The 15439-nt window shown below is 71.4% G+C and carries 14 protein-coding genes; 7 read left to right on the forward strand and 7 right to left on the reverse strand.

The window, feature by feature from the left end; genetic code table 11:
- Nucleotides 1-190: 190 nt before the first annotated feature.
- Nucleotides 191-1306 (reverse strand): MFS transporter, encoded by a 1116-nt coding sequence (locus tag JOM49_RS23650; protein WP_245369444.1) that lies wholly within the window; start codon nucleotides 1304-1306, stop codon nucleotides 191-193.
- Nucleotides 1307-2203 (reverse strand): PAC2 family protein, encoded by an 897-nt coding sequence (locus JOM49_RS23655; protein ID WP_209666430.1) that lies wholly within the window; start codon nucleotides 2201-2203, stop codon nucleotides 1307-1309.
- A gap of 51 nt (nucleotides 2204-2254) precedes the next feature.
- Between JOM49_RS23655 and metH the strand changes: the two genes are divergently transcribed.
- Together metH and JOM49_RS23665 are read left to right on the forward strand one after the other, a co-directional pair.
- A complete protein-coding gene (gene metH / locus JOM49_RS23660) occupies nucleotides 2255-5815 on the forward strand; it encodes a methionine synthase (RefSeq protein ID WP_209666431.1) in 3561 nt (1186 codons plus the stop codon).
- Between the two features lie 9 nt (nucleotides 5816-5824).
- A complete protein-coding gene (locus tag JOM49_RS23665) occupies nucleotides 5825-6523 on the forward strand; it encodes an HAD family hydrolase (protein WP_282773037.1) in 699 nt (232 codons plus the stop codon).
- 79 nt (nucleotides 6524-6602) lie between these two features.
- Here JOM49_RS23665 and JOM49_RS23670 read toward each other — a convergent pair whose 3' ends face one another.
- The gene (locus JOM49_RS23670) at nucleotides 6603-7376 is read right to left on the reverse strand and encodes a class I SAM-dependent DNA methyltransferase (RefSeq protein WP_209666432.1); all 774 of its coding nucleotides are present in this window, start codon (nucleotides 7374-7376) and stop codon (nucleotides 6603-6605) included.
- Between the two features lie 173 nt (nucleotides 7377-7549).
- Between JOM49_RS23670 and JOM49_RS23675 the strand changes: the two genes are divergently transcribed.
- From JOM49_RS23675 to JOM49_RS44135, 3 genes are read left to right on the forward strand one after another with little or no spacing between them, the layout of a single operon-like run.
- The gene (locus JOM49_RS23675) at nucleotides 7550-7813 is read left to right on the forward strand and encodes a phosphoribosyl-ATP diphosphatase (RefSeq protein WP_209666433.1); all 264 of its coding nucleotides are present in this window, start codon (nucleotides 7550-7552) and stop codon (nucleotides 7811-7813) included.
- A gap of 30 nt (nucleotides 7814-7843) precedes the next feature.
- Nucleotides 7844-8689 carry an ATP phosphoribosyltransferase gene (hisG, locus tag JOM49_RS23680; RefSeq protein WP_209666434.1) on the forward strand — a complete coding sequence of 282 codons (846 nt, stop codon included), beginning with the start codon at nucleotides 7844-7846 and terminating at the stop codon, nucleotides 8687-8689.
- 4 nt (nucleotides 8690-8693) lie between these two features.
- A complete protein-coding gene (locus tag JOM49_RS44135) occupies nucleotides 8694-9638 on the forward strand; it encodes an AEC family transporter (protein ID WP_209666435.1) in 945 nt (314 codons plus the stop codon).
- Here JOM49_RS44135 and JOM49_RS23690 read toward each other — a convergent pair.
- The 3 genes from JOM49_RS23690 to JOM49_RS23700 all read right to left on the reverse strand — a co-directional run bounded on the left by JOM49_RS23690 (nucleotide 9635) and on the right by JOM49_RS23700 (nucleotide 12339).
- Nucleotides 9635-10570 carry a ParA family protein gene (locus tag JOM49_RS23690; protein WP_209666436.1) on the reverse strand — a complete coding sequence of 312 codons (936 nt, stop codon included), beginning with the start codon at nucleotides 10568-10570 and terminating at the stop codon, nucleotides 9635-9637. The two genes, JOM49_RS44135 and JOM49_RS23690, sit on opposite strands and share 4 nt — an antisense overlap.
- A 91-nt stretch (nucleotides 10571-10661) precedes the next feature.
- On the reverse strand, nucleotides 10662-11444 hold the full coding sequence (locus tag JOM49_RS23695; RefSeq protein WP_209666437.1) for a thioesterase family protein: 783 nt from the start codon (nucleotides 11442-11444) through the stop codon (nucleotides 10662-10664).
- Between the two features lies 1 nt (nucleotide 11445).
- Complete coding sequence (locus tag JOM49_RS23700) at nucleotides 11446-12339, reverse strand: RecB family exonuclease (protein ID WP_209666438.1); 894 nt, start codon at nucleotides 12337-12339, stop codon at nucleotides 11446-11448.
- A gap of 163 nt (nucleotides 12340-12502) precedes the next feature.
- On the opposite strand from JOM49_RS23700, the gene JOM49_RS23705 reads away from it, so the two are divergent.
- Nucleotides 12503-13594, forward strand: coding sequence for a site-2 protease family protein (locus tag JOM49_RS23705; protein WP_209671520.1), 1092 nt, complete (start codon nucleotides 12503-12505; stop codon nucleotides 13592-13594).
- A gap of 60 nt (nucleotides 13595-13654) precedes the next feature.
- Entirely contained in the window at nucleotides 13655-14482 is an 828-nt protein-coding gene (locus JOM49_RS23710; RefSeq protein WP_209666439.1) for a tRNA (adenine-N1)-methyltransferase, read from the forward strand.
- A 312-nt stretch (nucleotides 14483-14794) separates the two neighbouring features.
- Here the strand turns inward: JOM49_RS23710 and JOM49_RS23715 are convergent, their stop codons facing one another.
- The gene (locus JOM49_RS23715) at nucleotides 14795-15403 is read right to left on the reverse strand and encodes a hypothetical protein (protein WP_209666440.1); all 609 of its coding nucleotides are present in this window, start codon (nucleotides 15401-15403) and stop codon (nucleotides 14795-14797) included.
- Nucleotides 15404-15439 lie beyond the last annotated feature (36 nt).

The following is a 15439-nucleotide window of genomic DNA, read 5'->3' on the forward strand; positions in this document are numbered from 1 at the left end:
ATCATCCTCGCCTGCCGGACCCGTTCGCACGACGGCGGGAGGGTGGATTCGAAGTCATCCTCAGGTCGGACAACCCCCTCAGGGTCGCTTGACACGGGAGGCCGCGCCGGTGCCCGAGCTGGGAGCGTCCTCAATGCTATGAGTGGGGCATTACTTGCAATGAACGCAAGTAATGCCCCACTCCTAGCATTCAACCCCGGTCGGGGTCGGCGCTTCGGGGGCGTAGGAGGATGAGGGGGCCCAGGGCCAGCAGCGCGGCGGGCAGCAGGAAGGCCAGTCGTGGGTCGGCGTGGTAGAGGCCGGTGAAGGCGAGTGGGGAGCACGCCATGCCGAGGAACCGCAGCGCCTGCACCACCGAGATCGCGCCGTTGCGTGCGGCTCCGGCACCGGTGATGACCAGCGTGTTCGTGCCGACCGAGATCAGCTGGGCGACCACCCCGCCGACCGCCCACGCCCCGATCAGCGCCGGCAGCGAACCGGCCAGGCCGAGCACCGCGACCACGGCACCGCCGCCGAGCAGGCCGGTGGCCACCGCGGTCACCGGGCCGAACCGGTCGGCGAACCCGCCGCTGAGCCGCGCGGTGGCGAAGCCGGCTGCGCCGAAGACGGTGAGCGCGAGCCCGCGCGGGCCGGAGCTGAGCTCGAAGACGTCCTCCAGCCGGAACGCGACCAGGAAGGACAGCCCGGCCAGGCAACCCCAGCCGAGGAACACCAGCAGGCCCGGCACCACCGACGGCCGGAGCGCGGCCCGCCACGACGGCGGTGCTTCCGGATCGGCCGCGCCGGGGTCGGCGGGCAGGGGTGCCGCGGCCAGCGCGAGCGCGGTGACCGCGATCCCGGCGAAGGCCCACGGCCACGACAGTTCCGCGGCCAGCCCGCCGACCAGCGGCGCGGTGGTGTGCCCGAGCGCCTGCATCGCGGCGAACACCCCGAGCGAGCGCCCGAGCCGGTCGCGCGGGGTCACCGCGGCCAGCTGGGCGAGCAGCAGCGGCGTGATGAACGCGTTCGCCGTGCCCTGCAGCCCGCGCGCCACCAGGAACAGCCAGAACCAGGGTGCGACCAGCGCGAGCAGGGCGGTCACCGCGTAGGCGGCGTAGGCGAGCCGGATCGTGCGGACCACGCCCCAGCGCTGCCCCAGCGTGCCGGAGACCAGCATGACCAGCGCGAACGGCACCAGGTAGACGGTCAGCGACGAGGCCGCGCCCGCCGGGGTGGTGCCGTAGCTCGCGGCGAGCTCGGGCAGCATCGCCACCACCACCCCGGCGCCGAACGGGCCGAGCAGGCCGCCGAGGTGGAGCCCGAACAACTACCGGGGGCCGTCGAGCCCACCGGGGCGCCGCCGCCGCAGGTAGCGCTCGAACTCCGCGGCGATCTTGTCGCCGCTGGCCTCGTCGACGGTGATCTCGGCGTCCCGCTCCTCCAGCGAGCGCACGTAGTCGCGGATCTCCTCGTCCTCGTCGGCCATCTCGGAGACCGTGCGCTGCCACTCCTCGGCCTGCTCGGGCAGGGCACCCAGCGGGATCTCCACGTCCAGGATGTCCTCGAGCTTGTGCAGCAGCGCCAGCGTGGCCTTCGGGGACGGCGGGTGCGAGACGTAGTGCGGCACCGCGGCCCACACCGACACCGCCGGGATGCCCGCCTGCACGCACGCGTCCTGCAGCACGCCGACGATGCCGGTCGGGCCCTGGTAGCGGTTGCGCTCCAGGCCGAAGCGGGCGGCGGCCGCGGCGTCGTAGGCGGTGCCGGTGACCGGCACCGGCCGGGTGTGCGGAGTGTCAGCGAGCAGTGCACCCAGGGTGACCACAGTGGACACCTGGAGGTGCTCCATGTGTTCCAGCAGCTCGGCGCAGAAGGCGCGCCAGCGCATGTTCGGCTCGGGCCCCTGGACCAGCACCACGTCCCGGCCGAAACCCTCGGGCTGGCATACCGCCAGGCGGGTGGTGGGCCATTCGACCCTTCGGGTGACACCGTCCACCATGCGGACAGTGGGCCTGCTCACCTGGAAGTCGTAGTACTCGTCGGGGTTGAGCTCGACCAGCGGGGTGGCGTCCCAGTTCAGCTGCAGGTGCTCGATCGCGGTGCTGGCCGCGTCACCTGCGTCGTTCCAGCCCTCGAAGGCCACCACCATGACGGGTTTGCCATCATCGGCGGCCTCGGAGACCGGTTCGGTGTGCGGGCGGTTCGGCTGTTCGGGCTCACTCACTGTGCCAGCCTACGACCTGAGGGAGGCCGCGCTGACCGTAGGCTAAGGACCATGGCCGAACGACTCTCCTCGCCCTTGCTGGACGCCCTCGCCGAGCGGGTCGTGGTCGCCGACGGTGCCATGGGCACCGCGCTGCAGGCACACGACCTGTCGCTGGACGACTTCGACGGCCTCGAGGGCTGCAACGAGATCCTCAACGTGACCCGGCCCGACGTGGTGCGCTCCATCCACCGCGGTTACCTCGAAGCCGGTGCGGACGCGGTCGAGACGAACACCTTCGGCTGCAACTTCGCCAACCTCGCCGAGTACGACATCGAGGACCGCATCTTCGAGCTGTCCGAGATCGGCGCCCGGCTCGCGCGGGAGACCGCGGACGAGTTCGCCACCCCCGACCGGCCGCGGTTCGTGCTCGGCTCGGTCGGTCCCGGCACCAAGCTGCCGACACTGGGGCACGCCCCCTTCACCCGCCTGCGCGACGCCTACGTCGAAGAGGTGCGCGGGCTGCTGGCCGGCGGCGCGGACGCGGTGCTGGTCGAGACCACCCAGGACATCCTGCAGACCAAGGCGTCGATCATCGCCGCGCACCGCGCGATGGCCGCCGAGGGCAGGCGGGTCCCGGTGATCGCCTCGATCACCGTGGAGACCACCGGCACCATGCTGCTCGGCACCGAGGTCGGTGCCGCGCTGCAGGCGCTCGAACCGCTCGGCATCGACCTGATCGGGCTCAACTGCGCCACCGGCCCGGCGGAGATGAGCGAGCACCTGCGCCAGCTGTCCAAACACGCCAAGGTGCCGCTGACGGTGATGCCGAACGCCGGGCTGCCCGAACTCGGGCCCAACGGCGCGGTTTACCCGCTCGGCCCGGAGGGGCTGGCCGAGGCGCTGGCCGGGTTCGTCCGCGAGTTCGGCGTCGGCCTGGTCGGCGGTTGTTGCGGCACCACCGACGAGCACATTCGCCAGCTGGTCGCCGCGGTCCGCGAGACCGAGCGCGCGAAGCGCCGCCCGCGCCCGGAGCCCGGCGTGTCCTCGCTGTACCAGGCGGTGCCGTTCGAGCAGGACTCGAGCGTGCTGATGATCGGCGAGCGCACCAACGCCAACGGCTCCAAGGCCTTCCGCGAGGCGATGCTGGAGGCCCGCTGGGAGGACTGCGTCGCGATCGCCCGCGACCAGACCCGCGACGGCGCGCACATGCTCGACGTCTGCGTGGACTACGTGGGCCGCGACGGCGCGGCGGACATGGCCGAGATCGCCTCCCGCTTCGCCACCGCCTCCACGCTGCCGATCATGCTCGACTCCACCGAGATCGACGTCATCCGGACCGGCCTGGAGCACCTGGGCGGGCGCTGCGCGGTGAACTCGGTGAACTACGAGGACGGCGACGGCCCGGAGTCCCGGTTCACCCAGGTGATGGAGCTGGTCGCCGAGTTCGGCGCCGCGGTGGTCGCGCTGACCATCGACGAGCAGGGCCAGGCCCGCACGGCCGAGCACAAGGTGGCCATCGCCGACCGGCTGATCGCCGACATCACCGGCAAGTACGGGCTGGCCGAGTCCGACATCATCATCGACACGCTGACCTTCACCGTGGCCACCGGGCAGGAGGAGTCGCGCCGGGACGCCCTCGAGACCATCGAGGGCATCCGCGAGCTCAAGCGCCGCCACCCCGAGGTCCAGACCACGCTGGGGCTGTCGAACATCTCCTTCGGCCTGAACGCGGCCGCCCGCCAGGTGCTGAACTCGGTGTTCCTGCACGAGTGCGTGCAGGCCGGGCTGGGCACCGCGATCGTGCACGCCTCGAAGATCCTGCCGATGTCGAAGATCCCGGACGAGCAGCGCAAGGTCGCGCTCGACCTGGTCTACGACCGCCGCGCCGAGGGCTACGACCCGCTCCAGGAGTTCATGGCGTTGTTCGAGGGCGTCACGGCGTCCTCGTCGAAGGAGTCGCGCGCCGAGGAACTGGCCAGGCTGCCGCTGTTCGAGCGGCTGGAGCGGCGCATCGTCGACGGCGAGCGCAACGGCCTCGACGTGGACCTGGACGAGGCGCTGCAGACCCGCCCGGCGCTGGAAATCATCAACAACACGCTGTTGTCCGGCATGAAGACCGTCGGCGAGCTGTTCGGCTCGGGCCAGATGCAGCTGCCGTTCGTGCTGCAGTCCGCCGAGGTGATGAAGGCGGCGGTGGCCCACCTCGAACCGCACATGGAGAAGGACGACTCCGGCGGCAAGGGCCGGATCGTGCTGGCCACGGTCAAGGGCGACGTGCACGACATCGGCAAGAACCTGGTCGACATCATCCTGTCGAACAACGGCTACGAAGTGGTCAACCTCGGGATCAAGCAGCCGATCACCTCGATCCTGGACGCCGCCGAGGAGAACAAGGCCGACGCCATCGGCATGTCCGGCCTGCTGGTGAAGTCCACCGTGATCATGAAGGAGAACCTCGAGGAGATGAACTCACGGGGCGTCTCCGCGAAGTGGCCGGTGCTGCTCGGCGGCGCCGCGCTGACCAGGTCCTATGTGGAGAACGACCTGACCGAGATGTACCTCGGGGACGTCCGCTACGCCAGGGACGCCTTCGAGGGCCTGCGGCTGATGGACGCGATCATGGCCGCCAAGCGCGGTGAGTCGCCGGTCATCACGCAGGAGGAGGAGGCCAAGCGCGCCGAGCGCAAGGCCCGCCGCGAACGGTCGATGCGCATCGCCGAAGCCCGCCGCGCCAAGCAGGAAGCGGTCGAAGAGGAGCCACCGGCCGCGCGCTCGGACGTGGCCACCGACGTGGCGTTGCCGACCCCGCCGTTCTGGGGCAACCGGGTGGTCAAGGGCGTGCCGCTGGCCGAGTACTCGGCGATGCTGGACGAGCGCGCCACGTTCATGGGCCAGTGGGGCCTCAAGGGCGCCCGCGGCGGCTCCGGCCCGACCTACGACGAGCTGGTGGAGTCCGAGGGCAGGCCACGCCTGCGGTACTGGCTGGACAAGCTGACCGCGGACGGCGTGCTGGCGCACGCGGCGGTGGTCTACGGCTACTTCCCCTGCGTGGCCGAAGGCGACGACCTGGTGGTGCTCACCGAGGCCAAACCGGACGCGCCCGAGCGCGCCCGCTTCACCTTCCCGCGCCAGCGACGCGACCGGCGGCTGTGCCTGTCCGACTTCTACCGCCCGCGCGAGCTGGCGATCGAGGCCGGCGAGGTGGACGTGGTGCCGTTCACCCTGGTCACCATGGGCCAGCCGATCGCCGACTACGCCAACGAGCTGTTCGCGGCCAACGCCTACCGCGACTACCTCGAGGTGCACGGCCTCGGCGTGCAGCTGACCGAGGCGCTGGCCGAGTACTGGCACCGCCGCATCCGCGAGGAGCTCCACTTCGCCGGCGGTGCCGCGGTGGCCGAAGAGGACCCGGAGGAGATCGAGCGGTACTTCAAGCTCGAGTACCGTGGGGCGCGGTTCTCCCTCGGCTACGGTGCCTGCCCCGAGCTGGAGGACCGGGCGAAGATCGTGGAGCTGCTCGGCGCGGAGCGCATCGGGGTCAAGCTGTCCGAGGAGTACCAGTTGCACCCGGAGCAGTCCACCGACGCGATCGTCTGCCACCACCCGGAAGCGAAGTACTTCAACACCTAGGAGACCCACGTGACGCAGACGTCCACAGTGGACGGGCCGGGGGCCGGAACACCGATCGCCGCGGTGCTCTGGGACATGGACGGCACCCTGGTCGACACCGAGAAGCTGTGGGACGTCGCGTTGTACGAGGTCGCGCAGTGGCTGGGCGGCGAGCTCACCGAGGCGCAGCGGGCCACCCTGGTGGGGTCCAACATGGAGACCACCACCCGGTTCCTGCTGGGCACGCTGGGCAAACCGGACACCCCGGAGCTGCGCGCGGACATCGCCTCGTGGATCCGCACCCGTACCGCCGCGTTGTTCGGCGACGCGCTGCCGTGGCGGCCGGGTGCGCACGAGGCACTGACCGCGGTGCGCGCGGCGGGCATCCCCTCGGCGCTGGTGACCTCCACCGAACGGGAGCTGACCGAGCTCGCGCTGAACACGATCGGCCGGGAGTTCTTCGACGTCACCGTCTGCGGGGACGAGGTCGGCGGCCGCAACAAGCCGGACCCGGAGCCCTACCTGCTGGCCGCGCGCCTGCTCGGCGTGGACCCGGCGCGCTGCGTGGCGGTGGAGGACTCCCCGCCGGGCACCGAATCGGCGGTGGCCGCGGGCTGCACGGTGCTGGTGGTGCCGAACGACGTGGCCGTGGACCCGGGGCCGCGGCGGGTGTTCAAGGAGACGCTGGTCGGCCTGAGCCCGGCGGACCTGGCGGATCTGCTGGGCTGAGGGCAGCCCGAGGACACGAATGCGGCTCCCGGAAAGCAGGGGGTCCATCCCGGAAGCCGCATTCGGGTCCGGGGTGGTGCTAGGTGAGGAATTCCGCGGGGATGTCGGCGTGCTTGGTGCCGATCACGGCCACGTAGTGCAGTGGCTCGCCGCTGATGTTGAGCCGGTGCCGGTAGCGCTCCGAAGCGCGGACCTCGAGGACACCGTTGTCCTGGCAGGTCTTGATGAACCCGGCGAAACCGGAGGTGTCCTCTTCGGTGAGGAACCGGTCCTTGATCGTGAAGGCGATCCAGCCACCGTCACGGACCAGGTTGAACGCCGCGCGGAACGCGCTCGGCGGGATGTCCGAATAGCCCAGTGCGGCCACGCAGACCATGGTGTTGAACTCCGCCGCGGTCAGTGCCGCGGCGACCTCTTCGGACGGAGCCGTCACGTCGCCCACGTGGTAGGCGTCGTAGACCTCGGGTCGTTCCCGTCGCGCCGCCTCGGCCGCTTCGGGGATGATGTCGGCGCCGACCAGGTGGCCGACCCCGATGGTGCGCAGCTGCTCGCCGACCAGGCCGTTGCCCGCGCCGAGGTCGAGCACCCGCAGTCCTTCCGCGTCGTAACCGTCCCGCTGCAACTGCTCCTTGAGCAGCTTGGCGATGACGTCCGGGGAGCGGCAATCGAGAATTTCGTGGAACAACTGCTCGTACAGACCGTGAACGCGGTAAATCCGGTCGTAGTCGTGAAAACGGATGTCGGCCCATTCACCGTCGAGGAGAACCGAGCAGTACTCGGCGTCCTGGTCGATTTCCTCGGGCCGCTCCGGCAACCTGATCTGCAGCTTCTCCAGTGATCGTCGGTTCTCCATATCACTTCTTCCCGTTGTCTCCCATGTACCGAGGACCTTTCTGACATAAGTGGACTCCGGGCCGAACGTCAACATCGGCTGGACCATTCGGAGCAGGGCGGATGTGATCGGTCTGGCACGGTGGGCGGCCCCGGTCGGCGCCCGCGGGCCCCGGGTGGAAGGATCTGCAGACCGTGAAGACCTTCGATGAGCTGTTCTCGGAGCTGGCCGAGCGCGCCCGCACCAGGCCCGCCGGATCGGGCACGGTGACCGCGCTGGACGCCGGTGTGCACGCCCAGGGCAAGAAGGTGCTCGAGGAAGCGGGCGAGGTGTGGATCGCCGCCGAGCACGAGTCCGACGAGCGGCTCGCCGAGGAGATCTCGCAGCTGCTCTACCGCGTCCAGGTGCTCATGCTCGGCCGCGGTTTGTCCACAGAGGACGTCTACCGGTACCTGTAGGCAACGGGTACCCGCCACAAAGGAGTCAACGTGCTGCGTGTCGCTGTGCCGAACAAGGGAGCGCTGGCCGGGCCCGCCTCCGAGATGCTCGGTGAGGCGGGGTACCGGCAGCGACATGAGCAGCGCGACCTGACCGTGCTCGACCCGGCCAACGAGGTCGAGTTCTTCTTCCTCCGGCCCAAGGACATCCCGATCTACGTCGGTTCCGGCGAGCTGGACCTCGGGATCACCGGCCGGGACCTGGCGCTGGATTCCGGCGCGCCGGTGGCGGAGAAGCTCGCGCTCGGCTTCGGCGGGTCGACCTTCCGCTACGCCGCGCCCGCCGGTCGCGAGTGGCAGCCCGCGGACCTGCAGGGCAAGCGGCTGGCCACCTCGTACCCGCGGCTGGTGCGCGACGACCTCGCGCGCCAGGGCATCGAGGCCGAGGTGATCCGGCTCGACGGCGCCGTGGAGATCTCCATCCAGCTCGGCGTGGCTGACGCGGTGGCCGACGTGGTCGGCTCCGGCCGGACCCTGCGCCAGCACAACCTGGTGGCCTTCGGGGAGCCGATCTGCAAGTCCGAGGCGGTGCTGGTGCAGCGCGAGGACGGGCCGGACACCAAGGCCAAGGCCCAGCTCGCGGCCCGGCTGCGCGGGGTGGTCTTCGCCCAGCACTACATGATGCTGGACTACGACTGCCCGCGGTCGCTGCTGGACACCGCGATCGCGATCACCCCGGGCCTGGAGTCGCCGACGGTGGCGCCGCTGGCCGATCAGGACTGGGTGGCCGTGCGCGCGATGGTGCCGCGCAAGGAGGTCAACCGGATCATGGACGAGCTGGCCGAGGCCGGGGCCAAGGCGGTTCTGGCGTCGGACATCCGCTCCTGCCGGCTCTGACCGGGTGGGCGGCGCGCTCACCGCGTTCGCGCCGATCTGGGCGCTGACCGGGCTCGGGTACCTGCTGAGCCGGTTCGGGGTGCTCGGTGAGCGCGCGGACGCGGTGCTCACCCGGCTCGCCTTCCAGGTGGCGATGCCCGCGGTGCTGTTCAGCACGCTGATCGGCACGCCGTTCTCGGCGCTGGCCGATCGCGGGCTGCTGGCCTTCGTGGTCGGCACCGCGGTCATCGCGCTGCTCGCGTTCACGCTGTCGACCTGGGTGTTCCGCCGCCGTCGTGCCGAGCGCACGCTGTCGGCGGCCGCGGCGAGCTACGTGAACGCGGGCAACCTCGGCATCCCGGTGGCGTTGCAGGTGCTGGGCAGCTCGTCGTTCATCGTGGCGGTGCTGCTGTTCCAGTCGCTGCTGATGATGCCGTCGATGCTGGCCGCCATCGAGTCGGACGTGCCGCGCGACGACGGCCCGCGCTGGCGGCGGCTGGTGCTGCTGCCGGTGCGGAACCCGGTGATCGCGGCGTCCATGCTGGGCCTGCTGGTCGGCGGCATCGGCATCCCGCTGCCCGCGGTGGTGCTGGAGCCGATCCACACCCTCGGCGACGCCGGTGTGGCGTGCGCGCTGCTGGTGCTGGGCATGTCGTTGCGTGGCGACCAGGCCGTCACCGGGCCGCCGGGGGAGCGCCGCCGGGCGGAGCTGGTGGTCGTGGTGCTGCTCAAGGCGCTGGTGCAGCCGGGCGTCACGCTCGGGGTGGGCCTGCTGCTCGGGCTGAGCGGGCCGTCGTTGTTCGCCGCGGTGCTCTGCTCGGCGCTGCCCACCGCGCAGAACGTGTTCATCGCGTCGAGCCAGTACGCCGTCGACGTCCGGTTCGTCCGGAACTGCGTGCTGATCTCGACCCTGTTGTCGATGGGCTCCCTGACCCTGATCGCCTGGCTGCTGGGCGGGGCGGTGGCTTAGCGGGGTGGCCTCGGGCGCTTCGGCATCAGGTCGTAGAGCTTCTTCCGCGCCCCGCTGTCGTTGACGTTGCGCGTGTGCGCCACCTCGGTGATGAAGTCCTCGAAGACGAACTCCGTTTCGGCGGGCACCAGGGTGGCCACCGGCTGGCTCTGCCGCCGGTCCTCCAGCGCCCTGGCGATCTGGTGGAAGGCCACCGCCTGCGCGGTCTCCGGGGCGAAGGTGGTCACCGGGATGCCGCGGATCGCGGCCTCGTTCATCACCACGCCCAGCGGCACGTGCGCCAGCATCGGGATGCCGAAGGTCTGCAGCTCGTGCATCGCGGTCACCGCGTAGGTCGACATCGGCCGCCGGTACAGGCCGGGGACCAGGCCGAAGTAGGTGATCGGGTCGCGGCCGACGAGCTGCTGCACGTAGTTGAGCTGGTCGTTGAGCAGCCGCAGCGCGCGGATGCTGGTGCGGTCGGGCTGGACCGGCACCAGGATGCCGTGCGTGGCGGTGAGCGCGTTGTTCGTCAGCACGTCCAGTGCGGGCGGGCAGTCGATGATCACGTGCTCGTAGTTGGCGAACTGGATCACCCTGGCCAGCTGCCAGCCCGGCACCCGGAACTGGTCCAGCCGCCGGATCAGGTCGAACATGCCCGGCGAGGTCGGGATGACGTCGAAGGCGCCACCGCGGCCGATGTTGCTGCGCGGGTGGCTGACGATCAGGTCCTCGACCGGGCCCTTCCACATCTTGGTCAGCGCCTTGGCCATGCTGGGCCGGTGCGCCGGTGCCTCCGGCAGGCCGAGCATCTCCGTGGTGGCGTGACCCTGCGGGTCGAGGTCGATGAGCAGGACCCGGCGGCCCTGCTCGGCGAGGGCGGCGGCCGCGCCGACACTGAGCGCGGTCTTGCCGACCCCGCCTTTCTGGTTGACCACCGAGGTGATCTGCATGCCGAGGGACTCCCGCGTGCTCGTGGTTGGCTCGAAGAGGCAGATTATGGGATCTACCCCGTCAGCGGTGGGATATCCGCGGTGTCGGCGTTCAGCGGGGCCGCACCAGCAGCGCCTGCGCCCCGGTGGCGACCTGCCCGCCGGGGTCGTGCAGCCGGCTGGTGGCGGTGCCGATGCCGTCCGGCCCGACCACCGTCAGCGCGTCCAGCCCGATCCACTCGCCGTCGGGTTCCCGCTGGATGTGCACGGTGAGCTCGGTGTTGATGAACCACCACTGCCGCGGGTCCAGGTAGTTGGACACGCCGTTGCCGGAGTCGGCCACCGCGAACAGCCGCTGCAGCGGGCTCGGCTTCTCGCCGCCGACCAGCGCGACACGCTGGCGCGCCCACACCGTGGCCGGTCCCGGCTCGGCCATCGAGCCGCGGACCGCCCGCCACTCGGTGGCCGCGAGGTACCCGAAGTCACCGCCTGCCCAGTGCTCCGGCCACGGGGCGGGCTCGGCGGTCTCCGGCGGGGGCAGCGGCTCGGCGCCCCCGGCGATCACCTCGGTGCTGTCCGAAGTGGCCAGCCGCCAGGCCGACGCCCGCGCGACCACCTTCTCGCCCGCGCTCAGTTCGGCGGAGAGCAGTTCGACCGAGCGCCCCGGCCGGTCCAGCCGGGACCGCACGGTCAGCTCGGTCAGCGGCGCCGGGCCGAGGATCTCCACGGTCACCCTGGCCAGCCGGCTCGCGTGCGCGAGCGGAACCTCCTCGAGCGCCCGGACCAGCAGCGCCGACGGCGGGCCGAAGTGCTGCGTGCCGGGCGTCCACGGGCCGGCGGTGTGCTCGGTGGGGGAGAACCGCCCGTCGCCGAGCGGCTCGTAGAACGTGGTCATGTCAGTCCGCCCGATCCAGTGGGGTCTCCTCGCCGGGGTCCGGTTCCGGCCAGCCCGGGTACTCCGGGGGCGTGCCGCCGAACGAGGGGCAGTGCGCCTGGTGGTCGCACCAGCCGCAGAGCTTGCTCGGGTTCGGCCGGAAGTCCCCGGTCTTGCCCGCCTTGAGGATCGCCTGCCAGATGGCTTCCAGGGTGCGCTCGAACCGGCGCAGCTCGGGCTCGTCCGGCGCGTAGGCCAGCGACTGGCCGTCGGTCAGGTACATCAGCTTGAGCTGGCGCGGCACCACCCCGCGCAGCCGCCACAGCACCACCGCGTAGAACTTCATCTGGAACAGCGCCTTGGCCTCGCCGATCTCCCGCGGCGCGGCGCCGGTCTTGTAGTCGACCACCCGGATCTCCCCGGTGGGCGCCACGTCGAGCCGGTCGATGTAGCCACGCAGGAGCACGCCGGAGCCCAGTTCGGTCTCCACGTGCAGCTCGCAGGCCTCCGGCTCCAGGCGGGTCGGGTCCTCCAGCTGGAAGTAGGCGTCGACCAGCTTGCCCGCCGAGCGCAGCCAGGCGTCGACATCGCCCTGGTCCTCGCCGAACAACTGCATCCACTCCGGGCGCAGCTGCTCGGACATGTCCGTCCAGGCCGGGCCGAGCAGCTCCTGGGCCCGGTCCCGTTGCCGTTCGGCCTGGGGCAGGGCGAACAGCTTCTCCAGCACCGAGTGCACCAGGGTGCCCCGCAGCTGCGCCTTCGTCGGCGTCTCGGGCAGCTTGTCCACCGCGCGGAACCGGTAGAGCAGCGGGCACTGCTTGAAGTCGCTGGCTCTCGACGGGGACAGCGCGGGACGGCGGCGCACCTCGGGCACGGCATCGGCTTCGGCGTTCGCGGTCGGCAGGGGCGCTGACATAACCCGCACCCTAGGACAGGGGTACGACAGACCGGGTGACGGGCGCGCGGCTGGCCATCGGATCACTGCTTTCCCACACCGGGCGTTCTAGGCTGTCCGCGTGAGGACCAACAGCGGCCCGGTGCGGCCGTCCGCGCGCCGCGAGTCGGCGCTGGACGGCGGCCTGCTGCTGTTCCGCGTCGACGGGGTGCCGGTGCTGCTGGCGCCGTCGTGGTGGGTCGGCTCGCTGCTCGTGGTGGTGCTCTACGCGCCGCTGGTCGAGCGGCTGCTGCCCGGCGCGGGCCCGGTCACCTCGTGGACCCTCGCCGCGGCCTTCGCCGTGCTGCTGGGCCTGTCCGTGCTCGCCCACGAACTGGGCCACTGCGTGGTCGCGCTGCGGCTGGGCATCCCGGTCCGGCGGCTGCGGTTGTTCCTGCTCGGCGGGCTGTCCGAGGTGGCGAGAACTCCGCGCAAGCCCGGGCAGGAAGGGCTGGTCGCCGCGGCCGGCCCGGTGGTGTCGATCCTGCTCGCCGGGTTCTGCGCGCTGCTGCTGCTCGCCGTGCCGGAGGGCGGCGCGGCCTGGCTGCTGGTGGCGCAGTGCGCGGTGGCGAACCTCGCGGTCGCGGTGTTCAACCTGCTGCCCGGCCTGCCGCTGGACGGCGGGCGGATGCTGCGTGCCGGGGTCTGGGCGGTGACCGGCACCCGGTCCACCGGGACCAAGGCCGCGGTCTTCGGCGGTGGCGCGGTGGCCGTCGGCCTGCTGGTGTGGGCCATCTGGGGCCTGGCGGGCGACAGCGACGACAAGTGGCTGCGGCTGGGTGTGTGCGTGGTGACGGCCTGGTTCGTCGCCATGGGGGCCAGTGCCGAACTGGCCGCCGAGACCCGGCGCGGCTGGCCCGACGGGCTGGAGATCGCCGACCTGGTGCGCCCGGTGCTGCAGCTGCCCGCGGAAAGCCCGGTGTCCGACGCGCTGGCCGCCTCGGCGGGCCGTGGCGTGGTGCTGGTGCGCGCGGACGGGGTGGCCGCCGGGCTGCTCGACGCGAACGCCGCCGAGCGGCTGGCCGCGCAGTCACCGCAGTCACCGGCGGAGCTGGCCGCCGAGCCTATCCGGGCCGAATCGGTGCTGCTGCTGTCCGAACCGGGCGACGACATCGCCGAGCGCGTGCGGGAGACGGCCGCCTGGCAGTTCCTGGTGGTCGACGACGAAGGCAGGCCCGCCGGCGTGCTCCGGCGGGAGGACCTGCGGGCGGCGATGAGCGGGCGGCGTCCCGGCTGATCGCCCGCGCGGGTGGTCTGAAAGGATCTGGCTTCCGTTTCAGACCAGGAGGTTCGCACGGTGGCGTCGGCAGGGGGCCCGTTCCGGGTTGGTGATCGGGTGCAGCTGACGGACCCGAAGGGGCGGCACTACACCATGGTGCTGGCCGAAGGCGGCGAGTACCACACCCATCGCGGCGCACTGGCGCACGACCACGTGATCGGGCAGCCGGAGGGGTCGATCATCGTCTCCGCGGGCGGGACCTCGTACCTGGCGCTGCGGCCGCTGCTGCCGGACTACGTGCTGTCCATGCCGCGCGGCGCGCAGGTGATCTACCCGAAGGACGCCGCGCAGATCGTCATGTGGGGCGACATCTTCCCGGGCGCGCGGGTGCTGGAAGCCGGTGCCGGTTCGGGCGCGCTGACCTGCTCGCTGCTGCGGGCCGTGGGGTCCGAAGGCAGCGTCACCTCCTTCGAGGTCCGCGACGACCACGCCGAGCACGCGGTGAAGAACGTGGAGCGCTTCTTCGGGGAGCGCCCGGCGAACTGGCACCTGACCATCGGCGACGTGGCCGAGCACACCGGTGAGGTCGACCGGGTGGTGCTGGACATGCTGGCGCCCTGGGACGTGCTGCCCGCCGTGCGGCGGAACCTCGTGCCCGGGGGCGTGCTGACCGTCTACGTGGCGACGGTGACGCAGCTGTCGCGGATCACCGAGGCGCTGCGGGAGCAGCAGTGCTGGACCGAACCGGAGTCGTGGGAGACGCTGATGCGCCCGTGGCACGTGGTCGGCCTGGCCGTGCGGCCGGACCACCGGATGGTCGCGCACACCGCCTTCCTGCTCACCGCGCGACGGCTGGCGGACGGGGTTACGCCGTTGAAGCTGAAGCGTCGGCCGAGCAAGGGGTGAGTTTTGGGTGGGAGCTTCCGCCCCGGTTTTTTAGTGTGACTACGGCGGGGGCACCGATGTCAAGGCGGGAATGATGCCTTGACATCGGTGCCCCCGCCGTGTTTTTGGCTGTGGACCGGGGTGGGGTGGGGGGTCTGGGCGTTTGCTCCGGTGGGGTGCCCGGCTGGCGGTTCTGTGGGGGGCTCGGTGGTGGGGGCCGATGGTGGTGGGCCCGGTGGGGTGCCGTGAATGTGGCTTTCACGGCGGAATGTGCCGTGAAAGCCACATTCACGGCAGGTCCGGGGGCGCGGGGCGGGCGGGTGACAGGGGGGCCTAGCCTGGGATGCACCACTTCGCGCGTTGCTTGACCAGCTTGAACGGGGTTTCCTTGAAGTTGCCCCCGCCTTCGACCCGGACGGTCACGGTGGCGCTGTCCCCGCTGACCTCGACCGGCTTGGCGAGGGTGGCGGTGATGTCCCCGGCGCGGTCCCAGGTGTCCTGCAGGCCTTTGACGTCGGTGTCCTTCTGCGCGTTGCAGGCGATCGTCGCGTACTTGCGCGCGTCCTTCGTGTTCAGCGCCTCGATGACCACGTCCCCGGCGGCTTCCGGGGTGTCCTCGCCGCGGCCGGTCGTGCTCGAGGGCGCCGGTTTGGTCGCGGGGGCCGAGGACGAGGGGACAGGCGGTGCCGGGGGCGGCTGGGCGGCGGGCGGGTTCTCGTCGCTGCCGGTGAGCACCAGCACCAGGGTGATCGCCGCGCCGAGCAGGATGACCGCGCCGACGGCCACGCCGACGATCAAACCGGTTTTCTTCTGCCTTGCGGAGTTCGGTTCGCCGGGCCAGCCACCGGGCGGTGGATACTGCTGCTGCGGCGGATACTGTCCGTAACCGCCGTAGGGCTGCTGCCGCCCGTACGGATCGGGCGGTTGTGGTGGCTGGCTCATCGTGCTCGGCTCACTGTCCTCGATCGTCCCCCGGCG

Origin of the sequence: Amycolatopsis magusensis (assembly GCF_017875555.1) — a bacterium.
Taxonomy (GTDB): domain Bacteria; phylum Actinomycetota; class Actinomycetes; order Mycobacteriales; family Pseudonocardiaceae; genus Amycolatopsis; species Amycolatopsis magusensis.

Coding starts and splice junctions, on each gene's coding strand:
- JOM49_RS23700 (WP_209666438.1), bottom strand. CDS start 12,339: ATGTCAGCGCCCCTGCCGACCGCGAACGCCGAAGCCGATGCCGTGCCC.
- JOM49_RS23695 (WP_209666437.1), bottom strand. CDS start 11,444: ATGACCACGTTCTACGAGCCGCTCGGCGACGGGCGGTTCTCCCCCACC.
- metH (WP_209666431.1), top strand. CDS start 2,255: ATGGCCGAACGACTCTCCTCGCCCTTGCTGGACGCCCTCGCCGAGCGG.
- JOM49_RS23690 (WP_209666436.1), bottom strand. CDS start 10,570: ATGCAGATCACCTCGGTGGTCAACCAGAAAGGCGGGGTCGGCAAGACC.
- JOM49_RS23670 (WP_209666432.1), bottom strand. CDS start 7,376: ATGGAGAACCGACGATCACTGGAGAAGCTGCAGATCAGGTTGCCGGAG.
- JOM49_RS23715 (WP_209666440.1), bottom strand. CDS start 15,403: ATGAGCCAGCCACCACAACCGCCCGATCCGTACGGGCGGCAGCAGCCC.